Origin of the sequence: Mammaliicoccus sp. JADD-157, assembly GCF_049310805.1 — a bacterium.
Taxonomy (GTDB): domain Bacteria; phylum Bacillota; class Bacilli; order Staphylococcales; family Staphylococcaceae; genus Mammaliicoccus; species Mammaliicoccus lentus.
Genome location: NZ_JBMOVZ010000005.1, coordinates 98685 through 118186 on the forward strand (window position 1 = coordinate 98685; position 19502 = coordinate 118186).

General features: G+C 30.2%; 20 protein-coding genes. 16 read left to right on the forward strand and 4 right to left on the reverse strand.

Annotation, left to right across the window (positions count from 1 at the left end):
• Positions 1-48: 48 nt before the first annotated feature.
• The 6 genes from ACO6VN_RS12885 to ACO6VN_RS12910 all read left to right on the forward strand — a co-directional run bounded on the left by ACO6VN_RS12885 (position 49) and on the right by ACO6VN_RS12910 (position 7328).
• Complete coding sequence (locus ACO6VN_RS12885) at positions 49-1548, forward strand: hypothetical protein (protein WP_422404764.1); 1500 nt, start codon at positions 49-51, stop codon at positions 1546-1548.
• An 18-nt stretch (positions 1549-1566) separates the two neighbouring features.
• Positions 1567-2733, forward strand: coding sequence for an ABC transporter permease (locus ACO6VN_RS12890; RefSeq protein WP_422404765.1), 1167 nt, complete (start codon positions 1567-1569; stop codon positions 2731-2733).
• Positions 2730-3650, forward strand: a complete 921-nt coding sequence (locus tag ACO6VN_RS12895) for an ABC transporter permease (protein ID WP_194201496.1) — start codon at positions 2730-2732, stop codon at positions 3648-3650. The genes ACO6VN_RS12890 and ACO6VN_RS12895 overlap by 4 nt, the downstream gene beginning before the upstream one ends.
• An 11-nt stretch (positions 3651-3661) precedes the next feature.
• The gene (locus ACO6VN_RS12900) at positions 3662-4342 is read left to right on the forward strand and encodes an ABC transporter ATP-binding protein (RefSeq protein ID WP_194201497.1); all 681 of its coding nucleotides are present in this window, start codon (positions 3662-3664) and stop codon (positions 4340-4342) included.
• Positions 4343-4512: 170 nt separating this feature from the next.
• Complete coding sequence (locus ACO6VN_RS12905) at positions 4513-5904, forward strand: L-cystine transporter (RefSeq protein WP_064204602.1); 1392 nt, start codon at positions 4513-4515, stop codon at positions 5902-5904.
• A 260-nt stretch (positions 5905-6164) separates the two neighbouring features.
• Positions 6165-7328, forward strand: coding sequence for an acyl-CoA dehydrogenase family protein (locus ACO6VN_RS12910; protein ID WP_422404766.1), 1164 nt, complete (start codon positions 6165-6167; stop codon positions 7326-7328).
• Positions 7329-7397: 69 nt separating this feature from the next.
• Here the strand turns inward: ACO6VN_RS12910 and ACO6VN_RS12915 are convergent, their stop codons facing one another.
• Positions 7398-8336: an EamA family transporter gene (locus ACO6VN_RS12915; protein WP_082892494.1), complete on the reverse strand. Its 939-nt coding sequence runs from the start codon at positions 8334-8336 to the stop codon at positions 7398-7400.
• A 145-nt stretch (positions 8337-8481) separates the two neighbouring features.
• Here ACO6VN_RS12915 and ACO6VN_RS12920 point away from each other — a divergent pair, with 145 nt between their 5' ends.
• Both ACO6VN_RS12920 and ACO6VN_RS12925 read left to right on the forward strand, forming a co-directional pair.
• A complete protein-coding gene (locus ACO6VN_RS12920; RefSeq protein ID WP_017000934.1) occupies positions 8482-8853 on the forward strand; it encodes a YbaN family protein in 372 nt (123 codons plus the stop codon).
• Positions 8854-8978: 125 nt separating this feature from the next.
• Positions 8979-9917, forward strand: coding sequence for an ABC transporter substrate-binding protein (locus ACO6VN_RS12925; RefSeq protein WP_064204600.1), 939 nt, complete (start codon positions 8979-8981; stop codon positions 9915-9917).
• A gap of 126 nt (positions 9918-10043) precedes the next feature.
• Here ACO6VN_RS12925 and ACO6VN_RS12930 read toward each other — a convergent pair whose 3' ends face one another.
• Together ACO6VN_RS12930 and ACO6VN_RS12935 are read right to left on the reverse strand one after the other, a co-directional pair.
• On the reverse strand, positions 10044-11567 hold the full coding sequence (locus ACO6VN_RS12930) for a sodium:solute symporter (RefSeq protein WP_422404767.1): 1524 nt from the start codon (positions 11565-11567) through the stop codon (positions 10044-10046).
• 29 nt (positions 11568-11596) lie between these two features.
• Entirely contained in the window at positions 11597-12466 is an 870-nt protein-coding gene (locus ACO6VN_RS12935) for an N-acetylneuraminate lyase (RefSeq protein WP_422404797.1), read from the reverse strand.
• 152 nt (positions 12467-12618) lie between these two features.
• Here ACO6VN_RS12935 and ACO6VN_RS12940 point away from each other — a divergent pair, with 152 nt between their 5' ends.
• The 5 genes from ACO6VN_RS12940 (at position 12619) to ACO6VN_RS12960 (ending at position 16199) form a co-directional block, all read left to right on the forward strand.
• Positions 12619-13305: a FadR/GntR family transcriptional regulator gene (locus ACO6VN_RS12940; protein ID WP_017000350.1), complete on the forward strand. Its 687-nt coding sequence runs from the start codon at positions 12619-12621 to the stop codon at positions 13303-13305.
• On the forward strand, positions 13302-13949 hold the full coding sequence (locus ACO6VN_RS12945) for a FadR/GntR family transcriptional regulator (RefSeq protein WP_017000349.1): 648 nt from the start codon (positions 13302-13304) through the stop codon (positions 13947-13949). Before ACO6VN_RS12940 ends, ACO6VN_RS12945 begins: the two co-directional genes overlap by 4 nt.
• Position 13950: 1 nt before the next feature.
• Positions 13951-14820 carry an ROK family protein gene (locus tag ACO6VN_RS12950; RefSeq protein ID WP_422404768.1) on the forward strand — a complete coding sequence of 290 codons (870 nt, stop codon included), beginning with the start codon at positions 13951-13953 and terminating at the stop codon, positions 14818-14820.
• Between the two features lie 61 nt (positions 14821-14881).
• A complete protein-coding gene (locus tag ACO6VN_RS12955; RefSeq protein ID WP_064204596.1) occupies positions 14882-15433 on the forward strand; it encodes a biotin transporter BioY in 552 nt (183 codons plus the stop codon).
• Between the two features lie 13 nt (positions 15434-15446).
• Positions 15447-16199 carry a GNAT family N-acetyltransferase gene (locus ACO6VN_RS12960; protein WP_194201504.1) on the forward strand — a complete coding sequence of 251 codons (753 nt, stop codon included), beginning with the start codon at positions 15447-15449 and terminating at the stop codon, positions 16197-16199.
• Positions 16200-16272: 73 nt separating this feature from the next.
• Here the strand turns inward: ACO6VN_RS12960 and fdhD are convergent, their stop codons facing one another.
• The gene (gene fdhD, locus ACO6VN_RS12965; RefSeq protein ID WP_194201505.1) at positions 16273-17064 is read right to left on the reverse strand and encodes a formate dehydrogenase accessory sulfurtransferase FdhD; all 792 of its coding nucleotides are present in this window, start codon (positions 17062-17064) and stop codon (positions 16273-16275) included.
• A gap of 284 nt (positions 17065-17348) precedes the next feature.
• Here fdhD and modA point away from each other — a divergent pair, with 284 nt between their 5' ends.
• From modA to ACO6VN_RS12980, 3 genes are read left to right on the forward strand one after another with little or no spacing between them, the layout of a single operon-like run.
• Positions 17349-18116 (forward strand): molybdate ABC transporter substrate-binding protein, encoded by a 768-nt coding sequence (gene modA, locus ACO6VN_RS12970; RefSeq protein ID WP_422404769.1) that lies wholly within the window; start codon positions 17349-17351, stop codon positions 18114-18116.
• 10 nt (positions 18117-18126) lie between these two features.
• Entirely contained in the window at positions 18127-18795 is a 669-nt protein-coding gene (gene modB, locus ACO6VN_RS12975; protein ID WP_194201507.1) for a molybdate ABC transporter permease subunit, read from the forward strand.
• Between the two features lie 6 nt (positions 18796-18801).
• Positions 18802-19401, forward strand: a complete 600-nt coding sequence (locus ACO6VN_RS12980; protein WP_194201508.1) for an ATP-binding cassette domain-containing protein — start codon at positions 18802-18804, stop codon at positions 19399-19401.
• Positions 19402-19502: the final 101 nt, after the last annotated feature.

Consider the following 19502-nt stretch of genomic DNA (forward strand, 5'->3'; position numbering starts at 1 on the left):
TGTAACATTTGATATGATAATGTTATCAAATCAAAAGAGGTGTAGAATATGTCTACTAAAATTAAAGTGCTTATTATAGCAATAGTAGTTGCATTTGTTGCTGTTGTAGGGATCGGTGGGGCAGCGACTTATTATTTTTTAACTAACACCCCAAAGAATACATATTTATTAAGTGAGCAAAAGTCAGCAAGTTTATGGAAAGATTATTTTAATGACAGATTTGAAAACGAATCTAAGTTTCAAGACAAAATGAAAGATGAGTCTTATGAAATGTCTTATAAATTGGGAGTTGAAGTTCCGGATAGTCTATTAGCACAAATCGGGCTACCAAAATCAGTTATAGATTCAACTAATCTTATATTTAATGTAGGACATGATCCAAAAAAGAAAAACTCTAAATTAGGTATTGAACCAACAATTGCAGATAATAAAATTGGTAATTTCCAGTGGGGTGCTGATAAAAACAATCAGTATTTAGAAACACCGTTATTTGATAGTATTTATAAAGTGAAAAATGATGAAATTAAAAAAGGTATTGAAAAAGCAACTGGAGAATCACTTGATCAAGGTGAAAGTAATAATGTTACAAATGATTCATTAAACTTAAATACAATTTTATCAAGTTCTCAAGTTTCACAAGACCAAATAGATAAAATATCTAAACGATATAGTGATCTTATCGTAGATCAATTAGATGACGATAACTTTAAAAAAGATAAAGAAAAAGTTAAAATCTTTGGTGACGAAAAGAAACTAAAAAAAGTTACGATGAATTTAAGCTCTAAAGATACTAAAAAAATCACTGTTTCAGTATTAGAACAAGCGAAAAAGGATAAAGACATCAAAGAAATTGCTGAAAAACAAGGTAATGTTAAAGAATATAATAAAGAGATTGATGATTTATTAAAAGAAGCAAAAGACGAAGATGAGTCTAATTATCCAAAAGTGAAGTCAATTATATTTGTAGATGGAAAAGAAATCTTAAAGCGTGACTTAACAATCACTAATAAAGATGACGAACAAGTTAAATTAACAGGAGCAAACGTTATTGACGATGGCGTTCAAGTTGATTACAAACTATCAGTTCCTGACAACGAAGATGTAATAACATTAAAAGGTAAATCTACTGATGGTGATAACATTAGTGATAAATACAAACTTAATGTAAAAGAAAATGAATATAGCAATACTATGGTTCAATTAGATAATAAATCTAAAGTTGATGGAGATAAACGTACTGATAAAGGTACAGTAACTTTAACACCTTCAACTGGTAGCAAATTTGATTTAAATTATGAAAATAATTTAACAACTGATGTTAAAAATAATGAGCAAAAACAAAAATTTAATATAAGTTTTGAACAAAATGGTGAGCCAATTAAATTAATGATTGATGGCAAAACTGAATTGAAGAAAGATATTAAATTCAAAAAAGACGGCGCAGTAGATTTTAATACTTTATCATCTTCAGAAGTAGATGATATTGGCGACGAAGTTCAAGACAAATTTGAAGATATCGTAAAAGATGTAACAAACGATATTAATTAATATGGAAGGAGTGGTTATATGTCGACTTTAAAATTGTTCAACATATACCACTCTTTTTTAATTAAAAAGTGGTATTTGCTTGTATATATTTTATTATTATTTATCGCATTGCTTGGTTTAATGATAGGGATTCAACATTTTAACCAAAAAGACGACAGCTTTACAATTGGTATCGTAGATAAAGATCAATCTAAAGAAACAAAGTTAATATTAAATGCTGTTGGTGATGGACAATCACTTGGAGATAATCTTAATATTGAGCATTATAATGAACAACAAGCAGCAAAATTATTAAAAAGTAAAAAAATAGATGGTTATTTCTTATTTAAAGAAGGCATGACAAAAGCTTTTTATAAAAATGGAGAACTTCCAATTGTTGTTAATACATATGACACACAGTCCATAGAAAGTATAGTTATTATGCAATTAACAGATTCTGTATATAGTAGATTAATGTTATCGATGGGGGGAGCACTATCATATACACATGTATATGAAGATGCTTCTGATGAAGAGTTGCTCACTATGATGACTGATATGCTATTTACAGGATTAAATAGAAATGGTTCTTTCGAAGAAGAACCAGTAAAAGTATACGATACAGCAAGTTATTATATTGTAGCATTTTACTTTGTATCCATTTTTTTCTTTTTCTTTTCTATATTCAGTATATTAAAAATGAACCAAAAAAATGCCTTAAAGGAAAGACTTAGTATGTTTCATTTCTCTTATGAAAAATTAACTATTGTGAGAGGGTTATTCAGCTTAATTTATACAGCTATATGGAGTTGCTTTGGTTTATGGTTGATTCTAAAATTTTTGAATCCTGATTTTGAAATGTATAACTGGCCAACTTTGTTAATTTATATTGTATATTATCTTTTTACATTGACGGCTATATTTATTTTTATTGATGTAACAGCAAGACAAACATTTAATTATGTTTGGAAAATTGTTTTGACTGTCGTTATACTAATATTTTCTGGGGCAACCATTCCTGTTGTTTATTTAAAAGGGCTGTTTAATAATATTATAGATATGTCTCCTTTTACTATTGTAATGAATCAATTATTAGAATTAATACTTAACAATTATATATTAAATATACACCCTATGTTTTATTGGAATATATTAATAGTTATGTGTTTATTGGTTATTTCTTTAGTTTGGAGGTATCGCCAATGAAATCTATAGTCAATTTAGTCGTATTAAAACAATGGGTACAATATATCATTTTAATACTTTTTATTATCTTAACTGTAAGTGTAGTTTTTATGGTTGAAGCTTCTTCAAATAAAGTATTTAAAGTCCCTATAGCGATTCAAGATATGGATCAATCTAGTGAATCTAAAAATTTAATTCATATTTTGGAACATACTAAATATTTGGAAGTAATTAAATTACAAAAAGATGAAGCTTATATTGAAGATGTTATTCAAAAAAAGCAAGCTATAGTGAGTATGCAAATACCTGAAGGTTTTAACAAAAAGCTATCTAATAATAATTTAAGAGATGCAATACCTTTATATTATAAAGATGATTTTATTGGTGAGATTGCATTAGAAGTAACTAGTAAAGCACTATATGAACAACAAATTCCAATCATTATTCAAAACCATTTAGACAAATCAGGACAGAATGTAAGTTTAGAAACAATCAAAAAAGAATATAAAAAAGATACGCCAAACTCTAAAATGGAACAACATGCTGTAAATAAAAATTCCGACGTTTCTATAAGCGCAGGATTAATTATTGCATTATTATTAGTTATCAGTACAAGCCAGATTGTGTTACATCAAAGGTTGAAGCAAAATGCAGCTCTAGAAAGATTACTAATGTTTAATAACACTAAAATGAAACTATATTTGACATATATTTTAACACATACTTTATTATTATTTTTTATCATTTTCATAATAGGATTATGTTTATCATGGTCATTAAGTTTCAAATTTTACTTGATAACGTTTTTAATATTGCTAATCTATGAATTTGGACTTTCGGTATTATTATTCAAAATAAATACATTAAGTCATAAAATATTTATGGCTTTATTATGGGCAATAGCTATAAATATTGTATATGTATTTATACAAATATAGGTGGTGTATTGATGATTAAGATTAAAAACCTCAATAAAAATTATAAAAATAAACATATATTTAGCGATTTTAGTACAGAATTCAACGATAAGACATTAACTGTTTTACTAGGTGAAAATGGTGCTGGTAAATCTACTTTGCTGAGAATGATTGCTTCCCTTGAACAACCTACTAGTGGTGATATATTTTATTTTGGGAAAAAATTAAATAATCGACAAATAAAAAATAAAATAGGTTATATACCTCAAGACATTGCTTTGTTTGAACATATGACTGTTAATGAAAACATTAAATTCTTTAAAGCTTTATATAAAAAATCAATTACTGATGAACAAATAACAACTTACTGTGAAAAATTAAATTTGACTGAAAGACAGTCGAAAGTTTCTTCTTTATCAGGTGGAACTAAAAGAAAAGTCAATTTGTTAATTGGGTTGTTAGGTAATCCAAATATATTAATTTTAGATGAACCGACTGTCGGTATAGATTTAAAATCAAGATATGACATACATCACTTATTAAATAGTCTGAAGTCATCGTGCTTAATTATTTTAACAACGCACCATTTAGACGAAGTAGAATCATTAGCAGATGAAATTAAATTAATTGGCAAAGATCCTTTCTATAGAAATGTACTTGAGGAAAAAGGTTGGCAATTTGAAGATATCTTAGAAGAGCTAAATAACGCATAATAAATCAAGCTTTGTAAATGCAATGGATATAAATTAGTTAGAACTTTTTGATTTTAGTTTTTATATAAAATCAGAATTTTTAAAATACTAATTATCTTGTTGCATTTACTTTTTTTTACGTGTATTCTTATTTAGTATATCGGAATTAAAAGAATTAGGAGGAAAACTAAATGGAAACATTATGGGTAATCATAAATATTGTTGTTTTCTTAATATTTATAGGGGTATTAGCCTACTTAAGTAAAAAACACGTGAAGTTTTCTAAGCGTGTATTAATAGGTTTAGGCATCGGGATATTATTAGGTTTAGTATTACATTTGATTTATGGCGTAGATTCTAAAGTGACAGAAAATACCGCTTCGTGGTTGGATGTAATCGGTACTGGTTACATTAAACTACTACAAATGATTGTAATGCCATTAATATTCATTTCAATCGTTTCTGCTTTTACGAAAATAGCTATAGGGCAAAATTTTGCTAAAGTTGGTGCATGGATATTTACGTTCTTAATAGGTACCGTTGCAGTTGCAGCTTTAGTTGGCGTTATATATGCAATGATATTTAATTTAGATGCATCACAAATAGACATGGGTGATGTTGAAAATAGTCGAGGACAAGAAATTCAACAAACATCGGACGATATGGAAGCAAACAATTTACCAAGCCAAATTATAGAGCTATTGCCAGCTAATCCATTTTTAGACTTCACAGGTGCTAGAGGAACATCTACAATAGCTGTCGTAATATTTGCTGGTTTCGTTGGATTTAGCTTTTTACGTGTGATGAGAAAAGAACCTGAAAAAGGTAACTTACTTAAAAGAGGTGTCGATGCTATTTACGCTTTAGTAATGGGTATCGTGACATTTGTATTAAGATTAACTCCATATGGTATTTTAGCTATTATGACAAAAACAGTTATGACAAGTAATTTTGAAGCGGTTTGGACGTTAGGAAAATTTGTATTAGCTTCTTACGCTGCTTTAATAACGATGTTTATTATTCACTTAATTCTAGTAACAGTAGTTGGTTTAAATCCTTCTACTTATGTCAAAAAAACAGGCGAAACATTATTATTTGCATTTACATCTAGATCAAGTGCGGGTACGTTACCATTAAACGTGCAAACGCAAACTCAACGTTTAGGTGTACCTGAAGGCGTAGCAAACTTTGCTGGTTCATTCGGGTTATCAATAGGACAGAATGGTTGTGCAGGTATTTATCCAGCGATGCTCGCAATTATGATTGCGCCAAGTGCAGGTGTAGATATAGACTTACCGTTCATATTGTCAGTAATTGGCGTCGTTGTAATCAGTTCATTTGGTGTAGCTGGTGTAGGTGGAGGCGCAACATTTGCGGCAATTCTCGTATTATCTACATTAAATTTACCTATTGCATTAGCAGGGGTTTTAATTTCAGTAGAGCCATTAATTGACATGGGTAGAACAGCTTTAAACGTTAATGATTCTATGCTAGCAGGAACAGCGACAGCTAAACTTACTGGTCAATTAGATGAAGATAAATATAATGATCAAGACTTTGATGAACTAGGTGAATCATATTAAATCATTAAAATGAGAAATAATAGTGTTCTCAATTTATTCATTTAGTGCTAATTTAATTTTTTGGGCTGGGGCATAAATACATGTCTCAGCCTTATTCATTATAATGACAGTAGTTGACAAGGTGGGACTACGAAATCTTTTTAATAAAATGAGATTTCTATCCCACTCACTTTTATACTTAAAAACTTATCTGTACAGTCGGATATATATTGAAAGCATATTATGACAGTGATAAAGTGATACTAAGGAGCGTGAAAACGATGAGCAGAGATTTATTTATTAAAACAGAGTTTCAACAGAAATGGATTAATAAAATTGAAAATCATAAAGAGGATTTACAAAAACATGCTGAAAAAAATGATTTACACTCAAAATTTCCTTATGAAAATATTAATTGGTTGATTAAAGAAGGTTATACAAAAATAGTATTGCCAAAATCGTATGGTGGAGAGGGCGCGACACCTGAAGATGTTATTATATTACAAGAAACTTTAGGCAGAATTGATGGTGCAACAGCTTTATCGATAGGATGGCATATGGGTGTCGTTGGCCAAATATATTCAGAAAATTTGTGGGATGAAGAAATCATGGATGAATTTGCTGAAGAAGTTCTAAATGGTGCAATCGTTAATAGGGCGGTTAGTGAAGCAGATACGGGAAGTCCAACTCGTGGTGCTAGACCGAGTACAAATGCTAAATTAGTAGGTGACGAGTATATTATAAATGGTGTGAAAACTTTTACGACAATGAGCCAAAGATTGACTCACTTTTTAGTCGGAGCTTTTATCCCTGAAAAAGAAGCTCTAGGATTTTTCTTAATACCTAGGGAAACTGAAGGATTAACAATTGCAGAAAATTGGAACATGGTAGGTATGCGTGCTACAGAAAGCCATGATCTAGTATTAGACGATGTGAAAATAGATAAAAAGTATTTAGTAGAAGTATCTGAAGGTCCACGTGGCGCCGTACCAAATCCTTGGAACCTTCATATACCAGCTGTTTATTTAGGAATTGCACAGGCTGCACGTGATTATGCTGTTGATTTTGCAAACGAGTATAGTCCAGGTAGCATAGAAGGTTTTATCGCTGATATACCAGCAGTTGAGCAAAATATAGGGAACATGGAATTAGAGCTTACAACAGCCCGCCATTATATTTATAGTGTAATCGATAAATATCAAAATCCACCTATAACAAACGCACGAATTAATGAAGAAATAGGTGCAGCAAAGCATGTTGTCGTTAATCACGCAATTAAAATTATTGATAGTGCCATGAGAATTGTCGGTGCCAAAAGTTTAGAGATGGAACGCCCATTGCAAAGATATTATAGAGATATTAGAGCTGGCCTTCATAATCCGCCAATGGATGATATTACTATTAAAAAGTTAGCTAAACAAGCACGAGAAGAAAGAACAAAATAAGAGAAGAAAATTTAACGCTCAACTCCATTTAATCTATTTAAGGAGATGAGCGTTATTGGTATTTTATGTTTATAAAGCTTTATTAACTTTATACTTTTTACGTTTTTTGCGTCTAGGTTTCATACCAATCGACATATAAAGTACTACTGTTAAAATGATAATCATACCGATTAATTGCCATAATCCAAATGAAACTTTTAACCAAATAACTGAAGAGATAACTGCAGTAACAGGTTCCATCACACCAAATAATGCTGTAGTTTGAGGACTTATGTATTTAACACTTTCTAGATACATCCAAAAAGCAAACATTGTTCCAAAAGTGATGACAAAAATAAAATATAAAACGCCTTTTAAATCGAGTAAATGCCAAGGAAATGAAAAGTCTAAATTAATGATAGATAAAGCTATACCACCAATAAACATGGACCAACCGATAACTACTAGCGAAGGCCAATTAATGAATAATTTAGTAGCATAAACTGTATAAAAAGCTGCTGCACATGCAGTTAATAATCCCCAAACAACTGCATTACTTGGAACAGAAAGGGTAGAAAAATTACCATTAGTCAATAATAAACTTGTTCCAAATAATGAACATAAAATAATCGTAATATCTGCAATTCTAAATTTACTTTTTCTAGTTAGCAGTAAATAAATAAGAATGACTACAGGAGCTAGAAATTGTAATAATGTTGCCACAGCTACGTTACCTTTGTCTATCGTTGCCATAAATGTATATTGGACGCCTAACATACCAAATAAAGCATAGATAATAAGCTGAAATAATGAATGCTTTACTTTAAATATATGCATTAAAGGCTGTCGTTGAATAAGTTTAGCTATTAATAACAAGAAGAAACCACTCAGTGTTAAACGAACAGCTACAAACAATGAAACAGGTAAATGATAATCTGTAAATAATTTTTCTGTAACTGTTCCACCTATACCCCAGAAAGAAGCACCAAATAAGACAAGTAAAGTGCCTTTTAGCTGTTCATTTTTCAAAATAAATCCCTCAATTCTAATCTTTTATAATTCTTTTATTGTATCATTTGAAATTTAAACCAACAATATTCAAATAACTTTTACTTGCTTTTTTAACTTAGGCGTTCTTATAATGTACATAATCATTCTAAAGAGAGGTAGTTAAATGAAATATGTTTACATGTCGATCGGGATACTTGCAACTGCGCTCGGGTTTTTAGGCGCTGTATTGCCTTTACTACCAACTACTCCTTTTATTTTATTAGCAGTTTTTTGTTTCGCAAAAAGCTCTGAACGTTTTCATAAATGGCTTATAAATACTAAAGTATATAAAGAATATGTTGAAGATTTTCAAAAATATAGAGGATATACATTGAAAAAGAAATTCGAATTACTTATTAGTGTATATATTGTGGTTGGTTTTTCTATATGGATGGTTGATAACTTTTATATCAGAATAGGGTTATGTATAATGTTATTCTTCCAAACAGTAGTCTTATTCACTTTGGTGAAAACATTACCTGCCAAAAATAAATAAATTTTTAAACTACCTTTTTGTAAGGTAGTTTTTTTATTTATTTAAAAATTCTTATTGATATATTTTGGAAAACAATATATAATTGCTTTATTGCAAATGATAATCGTTATCAACAGGAGGGTATTATGAAAAAGTTATTAACATTAGTTTTGGCTTTAGCTTTGATTGTAGCAGCATGCGGGAACAAATCAGAAGATAAAGAAGACAAAAGTAAAAATGATACAAAATCTAGTAATGATACAGTGAGTTACACATTGGATGATGGTAAAAAAATTGATATACCAAAAGATCCTAAAAGAATTGTCGTATTAGCTCCGTCTTATGTTGGTGGATTTTTACATTTAGGCGTTAAACCAGTAGGAGTTCCAGCATCAACAGATCAAACAAGTGTGTTAAAAGATAAAATTAAAGGCATTGAAAAAGTAAGTGAAGATAATGTTGAACAAGTAGCAAAATTAAAACCAGATTTAATCATTACATATAACCAAGATAAAAATTTAAACAAATATAAAAAGATTGCAGCAACTATTCCATATGACTACAACAAGCACAATTATTTAGATATGCAAGTTGAACTAGGTAAACTTGTAAATAAAGAAGATGAAGCAAAAAAATGGGTAGAAAAATGGAAGAAACAAACTGCTAAAGATGGTAAAGAAATTAAAGAGAAAATCGGTGAAGATACAACTGTATCTGTAATCGAAGCTTTCCAAAAAGATATCTACAGCTACGGTGAAAACTGGGGTAGAGGTACAGAAGTACTTTACCAAGCATTTGGTCTAAAAATGCCTGAAAGCGTTGAGAAAGACGTTAAAAAAGATGGATGGAAGAAAATTTCACAAGAAGAAATTGAAAAATATTCTGGAGATTATTTATTCTTACCATTAACAAAAGGACAAGAAAAACCAGAATTTATTAATACTGAATCATACAAATCTATACCTGCTGTTAAGAATGATAAAGTAATAGAAATTGATGCTCAAACTTTCTGGTATAATGATCCGTATTCATTAGAAGTACAACGTGAATTCTTAAAGAAAGAATTATTAAAAAAAGCTGATTAATCAACTTTAAGTCATAAAATTAAACTTATAAATAATATTAAAACAGTGGAGTCCGAGATAAATTAATGTCTCTGACTCCACTGTTTTATATTTTTTAGTACGTTAGTTTAATTCATTATAATCGAACTATTTAGTTTCTTTTACGTATTGATCATTTATCGTATATATTGTTAAGCCTTTAATATTCTTAGTTTGTTTGTAGAATGGTAAGCTCGCAAGGTAACCTACGATAAATGCAATAAAGAATCCTATTACTGATACTGTAAATGGTGTGATATCAGTTTTACCAATAAAGTACGAAGCAATTGCTGCAACGATTAAACCGATAATAACACCGATTGAGTTTGCTTTTTTAGTAAAGATACCTACAGCGAATACCCCTGCAATTGGTACACCAAATAGTCCTGTTACTAATAGGAATAGATCCCATGTTTCATTAGTTTCTTGATTGATTAAATATAATGAAGCTAATGTACCGAATACACCTGCTATTATAATGATGATTCTAGCTAAAAGTACATCATTTTTAGAATCATTATTTTTAGAATCATTATTTTTAGAAAATCTTTGTTTTAAATCGACAACGACACATGCTGAAATCGAGTTTAAACTAGATGAAATTGTTGATTGAGCAGCTGCAAATATCGCTGCAATTAATAGACCACCAACAAACGGCGGAATTTGTGTCAAAATGAAATAAGGTACTAATGCGGATGTGTTAAATCCTTCTGGTAAAGCTGCTGTATTATTATAGAAAGAATATAATACAGTTCCCATTCCATAGAAAATCGGAATTGTGATAAATGCTAGTAAACCGTTAGTCCAAAGTGACTGATTTGTTGAAGCTACAGAACCTGTTGTTTGATAACGTTGAACGATATCTTGACTGGCCGTATATTGGTGTAAGTTATTAAATATAGAACCAATAAAGATGATAGGTATAGCAGCAGCTGCGCCCCCAAGTTTCCAATTATCCATAGATATAAATTTCTTGTCTTGTACCGCTTCTTGAGCTACTGTTGCAAAGTTGCCATCAATTTGAAACGCACCTAAGAAGATAATTGCTACTGCGCCACCGATCAGAATAATACCTTGTATAACATCGCTCCAAATAACACCTTCGATACCGCCCATAAATGTATAAATCATACATAATAGACCAACCAGTGAGGCGATTAAATAAGGATTAATATCAGAAACGGCTGTGATTGCTAATGTTGGTAAGTAAATAACGATTGCGACACGTCCAACATGGAATAATGTGAAAGCCAATGAGCCAATAACTCTTATAATAACGCCAAAACGTTCTTCTAAATATTCATAAGCAGTTGTTACATCTAATTTTCTAAAGAAAGGTATATAGAAATAGATAAGTAACGGTATGATTGCAATAATTGCAATATTCCCGGCAGCATACGACCAATCTGTATTAAACGCACGCTCTGGTGTACCCATATATGTGATGGCACTTAATGTAGTTGCATATATTGAAAAACCTACAGCCCAAGACGGTACTTTACCTTTTGCTTTAAAGAACGCCTCTGTATCTTGTCCGGCTCTCTTAGTAAAGTATACCCCGACTAATAGTGTTCCCAATAGATAAAGTATCAATGCGACCCAGTTTGCTGTACCAAAACCTACTTCATTCATGTATGACATCCCCTTTGTTCATCAATAAATTATAAGTTGTATTTTGAAACGAGTGATTTAACTTTTTCTAATCCCTCATTATCTAAAGGTGCTAAAGGTCTTTTTACTTCTCCAGCTTCAATTCCTTTAGCTGATAATACTGCTTTTAATGTAGGGTATATTCCTAAAGCAAGTACTTGTTCGATGATATCGTTTGTTTCATGTTGAATATCATAAGCTTCTTGAATGTTACCTTGTTTAGCTAATTCGAAAATTTTTCTTGCTCTCTGACCATTAATGTTGTAAGTAGAACCAATTGCGCCATCTACTCCAGATATAGCTGCTTGAATAAGCATTTCATCAAAACCAGATAAAATTAATTTATCAGGGAATGCTTTTCTAATTCTTTCTAATAAGAAGAAGTCAGCAGCAGTATATTTAATACCGATTACTTTTTCATTTTCAAAAAGCTCTTCAAACTGTTGAATGGATAAATTCACGCCAGTAAGCGCAGGAATTGAATAAATAATCATGTCATTTCCAGTCGCTTCGATAATTGCATTATAGTAATATTTAATTTCTTCAAAACTAAATGGGTAATAAAATGGTGTAACTGCTGATAATGCATCATAGCCAAGAGAAGTAGCAAATTTACCTAATTCGATTGATTCATTTAAATCTAATGCGCCAACTTGAGCGATTAATTTAATTTCATCTCTAGCTTCATCTTTAACAATTTCGAATACTCGCTTTTTTTGCTCTGTGTTTATTAAGAAATTTTCCCCAGAACTACCATTGATATACAAACCATCAATACCTTGAACGTCGATATTTTGACGCACAATTTGTCTCAAACCTGATTCTAAAATATTTCCTTCTTTATCAAATGGTACTAGTAACGCTGAATATAAGCCTTTCATCATTAAAAACTCCTTTTTTATTTTTATAATTGATAATATTGTCAGACCAATTTATAATTATATTGTAAGCGATTGCATCATTAAGTGTCAATTGTTTTTATAAAACTAGATTTTTGTATGATAAAATAAACTTTAAAAAGGGGGGAGATACAATGATGAAAAGAACATCCTTAGTGGACGTAGCAGTTGAAAAATTAAAAGAATATATAACAATTCATCAGTTTGAAAATGGTGATAAACTCCCTTCTGAAAAATTACTCATTGAAAAATTAGGTGTTAGTAGAACAGTAGTAAGAGAAGCAGTTAGTAGGTTACAACAAAGTGGTTTAATAGAAGTTAAATCTGGAAGTGGTATGTATATAACTGAAAAAGATAAGCATCTATCTATGCTTTTTGAGTCTCACATGAAAGTTCATGGATTTAAAATTAAAGAATTATTAGAAGTACGTAAAATTATAGAATTAGGTGCTATACGTTTAATTATCGAAGGAAAATTAAACGTAGACTCTCAAAAGTTGAAAGATATTAATAAGAAATATTATGACTCTATAAAACAAGCTGATCAATTGGCGCTATATGATTCGATTTTTCACGAAACCATCATTTTATTTACTAAAAATCAAACGCTTATTTCTATGAGTAAAGTTATTAAAGAATATTTTTCAAAGAATCAATTCAATAAAGTCGTAGTTCAAGAAGATATAGAAAAATCTTTTTACGAACATAGTAAGATTATAGAAGCTATAGAATCGTTAAATTTAATTTTAGCGCATGAAATAATGAATAACCATCTTTCAAGAGTGTTTGAATGGATAGAAGATTTGGAGCGTAAATCATGAGTAATTTAAATAAAATAGAAGTACAAAGTTTAAAGGAACAAGTTTTACAAGAAATTAAACAATATATTTTATCAAATGGCTTAACTATGGGCGACAAATTACCTACAGAAAGAGCGCTTACTGAAATGTATGGTGTAAGCCGTTCTGTTGTACGAGAAGCACTTAGTTATTTAGAACATACAGGTGTTATAGAAACGGTTCAAGGTAGAGGTACAGTCATTAAAGCACCTGATGTAACGAGCTTAGTAGAAGGTTTTTTATTTAGTTTTCAAGTTGCAAATGGCTCGAAACAAGATTTATTATCTTTAAGAATTATTTTTGAATGTGCAGCTATAGAAGAAATTATTAAAAATAATAAAGATATTGAATTATTGTCTCAAATAGTAAATGAGGATGTAAAGAATCATTATGAGAATGATCGTAAATTCCATCAAGCAATTTTACATTCGACTGGTAACGCACTATTTGAACAGTTGAGTACAGTCGTACAATCATACTTTTATCATATTGAAAATCAACAGCAAGAAATTGACTATAAAGAAACATCTCAAACACATAAACGTATAGTAGAAGCAATCCATAATAAAGACATTACAACTGCAAAAGAATTAATGACTAAGCATTTATCACTTAAGGAGGGCTAACATGAAAATAGCTATAGATATAGGTGGAACTTATATTAAATCTGGAGTAATAGATGAAGCACAAAAACTTCATGGTTATCAAAAAGTCAAAACACCGGAAAATATTCAAAACGAAATACTTAATGAAGTTAAAAATATTATAGAAATGTATGTGAAGGACTTCGAGTTGAATAATCCCAAAGTAGGTATTTCAACAGCAGGAGTGGTTGACTCTGAAAAAGGTGTGATTACTTATGCAGGCCCGACAATACCTGGATATAATGGAACAAACTTTAAAAAGTCATTGGCATATATCACTCATAATGTTGAGATTCACAACGATGTGTCTTGTGCGTTGTTAGGGGAATTATCTGAGCATGATGGTAATACTCAATCATTATTTTTAATGACAATTGGTACCGGAATAGGAGGCGCTTATTACGAAGATAAATTATTAGATGGTGCGAATTATAAAGCATGTGAAATTGGTTATTTATTATATGATGGAGAGACAAATACAACGTATGAAGACCGTGCTTCAACAAATGCTTTAAAATCAATAATTAATCAGCAATATAGTGAACCTGTTTCTGTAGAACAGTTATTTGAGTTGGCATATAGCGATGATGAAAAAGCAATGACTATATTAAAGAACTGGGCTAAAAAAGTCGCAGAAGGAATTGCACAGGTTCAAATAGTATTTGATCCTGAGATTATACTTATTGGTGGAGGTATCTCAAAACAAGAGGAGAAGCTGATTGATTTAATTGAACCATATATAAATCAATATTTACCAGAAGATTATGGGCATGCACGTATTGAAACAACTTCAAAAGGTAATGACTCTGCTTTATATGGGGCTGTAGCACTTTTTGATTTATTGTTAACTTAATATTTATTTTGGTTAACAATGTGATATAATATATCTTATCTTATTAATAGGAGTGAAAACTTTGAAGACAAAAGATATCGTTATTATCGCAATGTTTACCGCATTTATAGCTATGCTAGCATTTATACCACCAATTCCGTTACCCTTTATGCCAGTTCCAATAGCTTTTCAAAATACAGGCATCATGTTGGCCGGGTGTCTATTAGGGTATAAAAGAGGTACGCTTAGTGTAGTTATATTTTTATTATTAGTTGCAGTCGGACTACCTATTTTAACTGGAGGAAGAGGCGGATTAGGTGTATTTTTCGGTCCATCAGCAGGCTACATATTAGGATACCCGCTTATTACATTTCTTATTGGTTACTTTATCGATATAAAGTGGAAGAAGTTAACATTTGTTTACGTACTTATCATTAATATAGTAATAGGTGTACTATTATTGAATTTAATCGGTGGATTTGTCATGGGGGAATTCATGAATATCTCTATTTCTAAGAGGTATATTTTCGCAGCTACATTCTTGCCAGGAGATATCGTTAAAGCTATTTTAACAACTATGTTATTATTTAGTTTAAAACATATACCTGAAATTAAAAGGATAAGAAATAGTTAAGAGGTGAAGTAATATGATATCGTTTAAAGATATAATTACCGATGGCGATATTTTAGAAACTACAAATCGATATATTCACTATCAAACTTTGCATAAAAGAATACAATATGATTCAAATAAAATAGTTTATAAAATTATGCCTGATTTACATACCTTTAAAAAAGATGAACAATTGTTAAAAGCATTACATGATCAACATAAGCAACCATTTTTAAAATTTGTATTCCCAGAAAATGAGCGACTTGAGGAACCATTAAGTTCATATTTAACTTATAGAGGTTATGAGTATAGTTGGTTAGAATTATATGTAGTTACACCTCAAAGATTATTAAAAGAACCACATGAAGATATAGAAGTAATGCCTACAGATGAAGATAATATTGTAGATTTTTTAAATATTTCTTATGAATTTGATAAAAAGTTTGGGACAGACTATGCAGAATTGAAAGTAGAAGATAATAAAAAGCAATTTAATTCGGACAATCCTATACAAGTCATTTCTTATTATAAAGGGAAACCGGCTGGGATTTTACTAATATGGGATAATGAAGCATATGTCGAACTAGATAGCTTTACTGTTAGAGAACCAATGAGAAGACTAGGTATAGGATCACAAATGCAATCGTTTGTAGCGAATTATGCGAAAGGGAAATCCGTAATACTCGTTGCAGATGGTGAAGATACTGCAAAAGATATGTATAAAGCACAAGGTTATCAATATGGTGGATTCCAATATGAAGCATTAAAAGAATTTACAGTAGAATAAAAAGTACAAAATGCTCTTTCTTTAAAATGCAGTTATGCATTTTTGAAAGAGCATTATTCTTGTAAACTAGTAGTTAATCTATTTCTAGTCGTTCTGGGTGAGAATATACGTTAAAGCTACCATCTCTTATAAAACCTATAGCTGTTATGTTAAGATCATTAGCTATTTCAATAGCTAAATTAGTCGGTGCTGATTTGGAAAGTATAACACCAACGCCAATCTTTGCTGCTTTTATTAATATTTCCGAGGAAATACGACCGCTAAAAATAAGCACTTTATTTCTTACAGGTATATCTTCTTGGATGCAGTATCCGTATAATTTATCTAGCGCATTGTGTCGACCAATATCAGCTCGATGTTCATAAAACATGTCGCCATCACTAATAGCAGCGTTATGCAATCCACCTGTTTGTTGGAAAATTTTACTTTCTGTTTGAAGCTGGTCCATCATACTAAGAATTTGATTCGGCTTTATTTTTATTTTTGAATTCGATATTTTAGCAGTTAAAGCATCATTGTTAAAATAAAAAGAGCGACTTTTACCACAACAAGATGAAATCATACGTTGTGTGAATTTATTATCGTTAAGATTTATTTTTTTATTTAGTTCTACATGAGCAAAACCTTTCGAATCATCTATTGAAATTTGCATTAAATCACTTTTTTTGAATATAACGCCTTCTGAAGCTAAAAATCCTAGAACAAGTTCTTTGAGGTTCTTCGGTGAGCAAATTATTGTAGCAAATTCTTCGCCATTAACCATAATGGTAATTGGGAATTCAGTGACATAATCATCTGTAGTTTCTCTTAATTCTTGATGTTCATATCTTAAAATGGGTTGGTTAAAAGTCATATTCTGCTCCATATATATTCCTCACTTTAATTATCGATTTATTTATGATTACTATTTTACTGTGAAGAATGAACTTTTAAAAGAAGAAAGCTTTTACATAACTTACGTTATATTCTAAAAATTAAATTAATTTAGGTAAGGTAAAGCCCTAAATTGTCAATCATATTACCCTGAAAATTAATTTGATTATTCTATTTAATACATATTTGTGAAAAAATATATAAGGAACTTTCATTAATCGATTGAAAGGTGTAAATTAAGTTTATACATATTTTGAAACGGAGATGAATGAGAAAATGAAGAAGGCCTTACTATTGATTCTGACATTACTACTTGTCTTAGCTGGATGTAGTTCAGAATCAAATCAGGACAAAGCTAGAAAAGAAAATGCTGACAAAACATTTACTGTTGCAGCAGCAGCGAGTTTAACAGATGTTACAAAAGCATTAGAAAAAGAATTTAAGAAAGAACATCCTAAAACAAAAATTAAATTTAACTATGGTGGGTCAGGTAGTCTTCGTAAACAAGTTGAAGCTGGCGCAGATGTCGATGTCATGATGTCAGCTAATACTTCTGATATCGATAAATTAAAAGATGAAGATAAAGTTTCTGAAGTTTATGATTATGCTGAAAATAAATTAATCATTATAAAATATAAAAACTCTCCAATTAAAAATTTAAAAGATATCAGTTCACCAAAAAAAATATCTCTTGGTGAAGAAAAAAGTGTACCAGCAGGTCAGTATGCAATTGAATATATGAAAAAAGAAGATATATATAATGGCATGACGAGTACTTTTGTATTTGCAAAAGATGTTAAACAAGTACTAAATTATGTACAAAATGAAAATGCAGAAGCAGGCTTTGTTTATGCTACAGATATTTATAAAGGTAAAAATGAAAAAGTGAGAAATATTGAAAAATTATCTGATGCACCTTTAGACAGACCTATTGTTTATAGAGCAGGTCTTGTAACTGATAATAAAGAAGCAAAAGAATGGTTTGAATTCTTAAAAACAAAAGAAGCCAAACAAACATTTAAAGATTATCACTTTGAAGAATAGGAGATAAATTATGCCAGATTTAACACCACTTTGGATATCAATTAAAGTATCGTTAATCAGTACTATTATTGTATGCATATTAGGGATTTTTCTGGCGAAATTAATGCATAGATATAAAGGTAAAATGCGTCCTATTATTGAAAGTATTATTATGTTACCAATCGTTTTGCCACCTACTGTGATGGGGTTTATATTATTGATTATATTTTCTAAAAACAAATTGTTTGGTGGCATTTTAGATGAAGTCTTTCATGTTCAAATTATATTTACATGGGTTGGAGCTGTCATAGCAGCTGTTATCGTAAGTTTACCTTTAATGTATCAACACGTAATAAATGGATTTCAATCTATCAATCCTAAAATGTTAAACTCTGCGAGAACAATGGGAGCTAGCGAAAGTAAGATTTTTAGACAGATTATTTTACCATTATCAAAGCGAGCAATATTTTCAGGTATTGTAATGAGCTTTGCAAGAGCATTAGGTGAATTTGGTGCAACTTTAATGATCGCTGGCTATATACCTGGATTAACGAATACATTACCTTTAGAAATATATTTCTTAGTTCAAGCAGGAGAAGAATATAAAGCCTGGATATGGGTGCTTGTATTGATTGCATTTGCTATTTGCGTTATTAGCACTATTAACATATTGAACCAGAAGAATCATAAATGGGAGTAGATATTAGTGATTGATATTCAAATTAAAAAGCATTTCAAAACGCGAACGATTGAAATGAACGTTCAATCTAATGAACCTAAAATATACGCAATAGTAGGTAAGTCGGGAATAGGTAAAACTACGATGTTAAATATAATAGCAGGTTTGAATGAAGCGGATGACTGTAAGATTAAAGTTAACCACAATTTATTAAGTAATCATCACCATTTAGTAAAAGTACAAGATAGAAATATAGGTTATTTATTCCAAGATTATCAACTATTTCCTCATATGACGGTAAATGAAAACATTCATTTTATGACAAGTCAAAATGAAAATACAAAACAATTAATTAAACATTTGCGAATTGAACATTGCTTAAAGCAATATCCTTCAACATTATCGGGTGGAGAATCACAACGCGTTGCACTTTGTAGAGTTTTAAGTGTGAAACCTAATTTATTATTGCTAGATGAACCATTTTCTAGTCTTGATGATGAAACTAAAGAAGAAGGGATGAACCTTATTAAATATATATTTAATACATGGCATATTCCTATCATTCTCGTAACACATTCTAAAAAAGAAGTTCAACGATTAGCACATGAAATAATAGAGATTAAATGAATATTTAACTTAATAATATTTGTAAGCTGAGGCATTTATCGATGTCTCAGCTTTTTTATCTTTAGTTAGGGATTTCGAGAAGCGGTATAGGTAATCCCCTA

Excerpts from the sequence above, each read along its gene's own strand:
- ACO6VN_RS12885 (WP_422404764.1), top strand. The coding sequence starts at position 49 with ATGTCTACTAAAATTAAAGTGCTTATTATAGCAATAGTAGTTGCATTT.
- ACO6VN_RS12890 (WP_422404765.1), top strand. The coding sequence starts at position 1,567 with ATGTCGACTTTAAAATTGTTCAACATATACCACTCTTTTTTAATTAAA.
- ACO6VN_RS12895 (WP_194201496.1), top strand. The coding sequence starts at position 2,730 with ATGAAATCTATAGTCAATTTAGTCGTATTAAAACAATGGGTACAATAT.
- ACO6VN_RS12900 (WP_194201497.1), top strand. The coding sequence starts at position 3,662 with ATGATTAAGATTAAAAACCTCAATAAAAATTATAAAAATAAACATATA.
- ACO6VN_RS12905 (WP_064204602.1), top strand. The coding sequence starts at position 4,513 with ATGGAAACATTATGGGTAATCATAAATATTGTTGTTTTCTTAATATTT.
- ACO6VN_RS12910 (WP_422404766.1), top strand. The coding sequence starts at position 6,165 with ATGAGCAGAGATTTATTTATTAAAACAGAGTTTCAACAGAAATGGATT.
- ACO6VN_RS12920 (WP_017000934.1), top strand. The coding sequence starts at position 8,482 with ATGAAATATGTTTACATGTCGATCGGGATACTTGCAACTGCGCTCGGG.
- ACO6VN_RS12925 (WP_064204600.1), top strand. The coding sequence starts at position 8,979 with ATGAAAAAGTTATTAACATTAGTTTTGGCTTTAGCTTTGATTGTAGCA.
- ACO6VN_RS12930 (WP_422404767.1), bottom strand. The coding sequence starts at position 11,567 with ATGAATGAAGTAGGTTTTGGTACAGCAAACTGGGTCGCATTGATACTT.
- ACO6VN_RS12935 (WP_422404797.1), bottom strand. The coding sequence starts at position 12,466 with ATGAAAGGCTTATATTCAGCGTTACTAGTACCATTTGATAAAGAAGGA.
- ACO6VN_RS12940 (WP_017000350.1), top strand. The coding sequence starts at position 12,619 with ATGATGAAAAGAACATCCTTAGTGGACGTAGCAGTTGAAAAATTAAAA.
- ACO6VN_RS12945 (WP_017000349.1), top strand. The coding sequence starts at position 13,302 with ATGAGTAATTTAAATAAAATAGAAGTACAAAGTTTAAAGGAACAAGTT.
- ACO6VN_RS12950 (WP_422404768.1), top strand. The coding sequence starts at position 13,951 with ATGAAAATAGCTATAGATATAGGTGGAACTTATATTAAATCTGGAGTA.
- ACO6VN_RS12960 (WP_194201504.1), top strand. The coding sequence starts at position 15,447 with ATGATATCGTTTAAAGATATAATTACCGATGGCGATATTTTAGAAACT.
- fdhD (WP_194201505.1), bottom strand. The coding sequence starts at position 17,064 with ATGGAGCAGAATATGACTTTTAACCAACCCATTTTAAGATATGAACAT.
- modA (WP_422404769.1), top strand. The coding sequence starts at position 17,349 with ATGAAGAAGGCCTTACTATTGATTCTGACATTACTACTTGTCTTAGCT.
- modB (WP_194201507.1), top strand. The coding sequence starts at position 18,127 with ATGCCAGATTTAACACCACTTTGGATATCAATTAAAGTATCGTTAATC.